Source organism: Mycobacterium sp. 852002-10029_SCH5224772 (assembly GCF_001667315.1).
Taxonomy (GTDB): Bacteria; Actinomycetota; Actinomycetes; order Mycobacteriales; family Mycobacteriaceae; genus Mycobacterium.
The window spans coordinates 1-3,231 of record NZ_LZHT01000102.1 but is presented as its reverse complement, the minus strand read 5'-3'; the positions used below and the strand labels follow the sequence as shown (position 1 = coordinate 3,231).

The window sequence follows — 3,231 nt, the reverse complement described above, 5'->3', positions numbered from 1 at the left end:
CGGCCGCGGGGTGGGGAATGGCGGCGAGGCCGGCCAGCCCGGCGAAGCCACCGACGGCGGCGAAGGGCGCCGCCGCGAGCAGGAGCGCGGGGGCCAACAACTCCGGCTGGCTGACGAAAATCTCGAGGATGTGCGTCGGCCAGTCGAACAGGATGAGCTGCGCCAGGTACTGGAAGGCCAACGCCGGGTTGTGCACCAGGTAATAGCCGAACTGCTCGAAATCTTCCAAAAGCTCCAGGGCGCGCACCACCCAGAAGATGGGTTGCCCGGCGTTCGTGTAGGCGTCGTACTCCAGCCCGTTGACGGTTCCCTTGGCCGGGTCCCAGTCGATCCCCAGATTACGCAGGATGTTCGCAATGAATTGGTTGAACGGATTGTCGATCTTGGGGTCATGATCCGCGTCGCCCGGATCATCGCTTGCCGCATCGGATTTCACGATCGGCGGCGCCGGGTCTGTTTGCGGTGTCGAGGCGACCGCGGCGGTAGACACAGCTTGGTAGGTGGTCATCGTGGCCGCCGCCTGGGTCCACATCCGCGCGTAGTCGGCCTCATTGACGGCGATCGGAACCGTGTTGATGCCGAAGAAATTCGTTGCCAGCAACGCTCCGTGCACGGCGTGGTTGGTGGCGAGTTCGGGCAGCGTGGGCATGGCGGCCAGCGCGGCGGTGTAGGCGGTCGCGGCCACCTCGTGTTGCGTGGCGGCCACCGCGCTATCCGCGCTGGACTTCGCCAGCCACGCCAGATACGGGGCGTGCGCGGCCACATAGGATTCTGCGGTGGGCCCCTCCCATGCCCCCGCCTGGACCCCCGCCAGCAACGTGCTCAATTGTTCTGCCGCGGAAGCATATTCGGTGCTCAGTTCGGACCACGCACCTGCGGCCGCCAGCAGCGGCGCGGGCCCGGGGCCGCTGCTGAGCAGCGCGGAATGCAGTTCGGGCGGCAAGGCCATGAAAATCGGCGCCGTCATAGGTACTCCTCGGGCTGGAAGGCCTACCAGACTGAGGAGAGCTTAATGAATATGATTGTCGTTATCAACTTAGCGGACGCATCCGCCGTGCGCGCTACACCAGCGGACGCCCCTTCTTGATCCTTCGATCCAGGTCGTGCAGCAAGACGTTGAAGGGAAATTGCCGGATGAATCGCGGCAGGTACCGGTTCCCCGTGGCCAATACGGCGATCAACCTGTCGAAGCGCCGCTGCTTGGTCGCATCCCAGGGCAACCGCATCTCGTCGCGGAACCGCTGCGGCAAGAAGCCCGTCGTGATCATCAGCGAGAAGCCCTCGGAGAGGCGCTGCACGGGGCCGGGCAGCCTCACGCCCCGGATCCGGTTGGCGGCGATCGGGTACAGGTACTCGCGCACGGCGTCGTCGATGTGCACCTTTTCCAGCGACTCTTCCCAGTAACGGTCGAACGCCGCCCGATCCGCCGGCCACATCTTCGGCGGCACCTGCAACGTCGTGGCCAGCGCCATGCCCTCGCGGTAGTGACGCTCCGCGTCCTCGCCGTCGAGTTCACCGATGAACATCCGGTAGATGTCGAGCCCGCCCTTGTACAGGCAGGCCCCCACCCACAGCTGCAGTGCGGGATCGAAGGCGTTGTAGGCCACCGGACTTTCCGGCGTCGAATAAACCTGCGCGTGAGCCTTGTTCACCGCCCGGCGGAAGGCGTCCTTCTGAGCATCGCTGCCGTTGGTCGCCACCGCCAGGTAGGTGAACGTGGTGCGGGCCCGCTTGAAGGGGTGCAGGTCGACCCGGCCGCTTTCGACGCGGCTCTCCATGACGCCGTATCCCACGCCGGGGTGCGCCAGTTGCATGATCACGTTCGCCGGGCCGGCCAGCAGGGCGACGCCCATCAGACCCTCGTCGATACCCAGCGCCCGCCTGGCCTTGCGCCGCTGCGGGCGGGGCGGGTCGGTTGCCCGGCGCTCGACGTGCCCGATCGGTGGGTGCACCGGCTCGTGAATTGCCATCGTCAGATCCTCCCGCAGCGCGTGCCCGCTAATGTGCGAACGCTTGTTTCCTGATATTGTCGTGCCGCGGCGTTAGTGTCAAGATGGTTTGCATGAGCGAGACGTCCAGCAGGCGGCCGTACCGCGGCGTCGAGGCCCCCGAGCGGCTGGCCACCCGCCGCAACCGGCTGCTGGCCGCGGGCCTGGACCTGCTCGGCGATCAGCGGCCGAACATCTCGGCGGTCACCGTCCGCGGTGTGTGCCGCCGCGCCGGCCTGGCGGCCCGGTACTTCTACGAGAGTTTCACCGACAAGGACGAATTCGTCTCCTGCGTTTTCGACTGGGTGGTCGCCGAGCTGGCCGCCACCACGCAGGCCGCCGTCGCCACCGTGCCGGCCGGCGAACAGACCCGCGCGGGCATGGCCAACATCGTGCGGACCGTCACCGACGACGCCCGCGTGGGCCGCCTGCTGTTCAGCATGCAGTTGGCCGATCCGGTGGTGGTGCGCAAACGCGCCGAGTCCAGCGCCCTGTTCGCGATGTTGTCCGGCCAGCACGTCGGCAACGCGTTGCAAGTGCCGGCAAACGATCGCATCAAGGCCGCCGCGCACTTCGTGGTCGGCGGGGTCGGGCAAACCATCAGCGCCTGGCTGGCCGGTGATGTCCAGCTCGAACCCGGCGAGCTCGTCGACCACCTCGCCGCGCTGCTCGACGAGCTCGCGGAACCAAACCTGTACCGCCTCACCGAAACACGTACCGAGGCCTAGCGGCCCCTCACCCGCTCACGCGGGGCAAACGGTGCGCCAGCCCGTCGTTGCGGTGAGCGAGAAGTCGCTCAGCGTCTTTGAAAGAGCCTGGTGCAGAGCCTCATTCGAATTGTCGCGGCCCAGTTCGTAGGCAAGGACCGAGATGAAGACCCGGTCGTGGACCCTTCCCGACAGCAACGCCAGCACTCCGTTGGTGCGCTGCATCGTCGCGGTGGTCACGCCCGGGTACAAGGACTTCATCGCGAAATAGTCGGCATCCGTGCCGTCGGGCCGGTTGGCCGCCGAGTCGATCGCACCGAGGTTGGACGACACGATGGCGTTTGAACTACCGGTGGCCACGCTGATAAGTCGCCGGAAGACCCGCTTGGGGATCAACGGAACCAGCGGCAGCAGTGCCCACCGCTCGTCGGGCGAATCCTGGTGGCGCACCAGCGCTTCCTTGATCGCGGCGCGGATCTCGCGCAGGTCCGTGGTGATCGCCGCGGGGCCCAGCGTGACGTCGACATTGGTGACCG

General features: G+C 66.9%; 3 protein-coding genes and 1 pseudogene. 1 reads left to right on the top strand and 3 read right to left on the bottom strand.

Features of this window, described 5'->3' with window-relative positions; genetic code table 11:
- Together A5775_RS17775 and A5775_RS17770 are read right to left on the bottom strand one after the other, a co-directional pair.
- On the bottom strand, positions 1–967 hold a 967-nt coding region (locus tag A5775_RS17775), incomplete at its 3' end, for a PPE family protein (protein ID WP_156660755.1).
- Between the two features lie 94 nt (positions 968–1,061).
- Positions 1,062–1,970: an oxygenase MpaB family protein gene (locus A5775_RS17770; protein ID WP_067255255.1), complete on the bottom strand. Its 909-nt coding sequence runs from the start codon at positions 1,968–1,970 to the stop codon at positions 1,062–1,064.
- 83 nt (positions 1,971–2,053) lie between these two features.
- Between A5775_RS17770 and A5775_RS17765 the strand changes: the two genes are divergently transcribed.
- Positions 2,054–2,716 (top strand): TetR/AcrR family transcriptional regulator, encoded by a 663-nt coding sequence (locus tag A5775_RS17765; RefSeq protein WP_067255253.1) that lies wholly within the window; start codon positions 2,054–2,056, stop codon positions 2,714–2,716.
- 15 nt (positions 2,717–2,731) lie between these two features.
- On the opposite strand, the pseudogene A5775_RS17760 reads toward A5775_RS17765, so the two are convergent.
- Positions 2,732–3,231, bottom strand: a pseudogene (locus A5775_RS17760) (hypothetical protein); the annotation flags it as partial.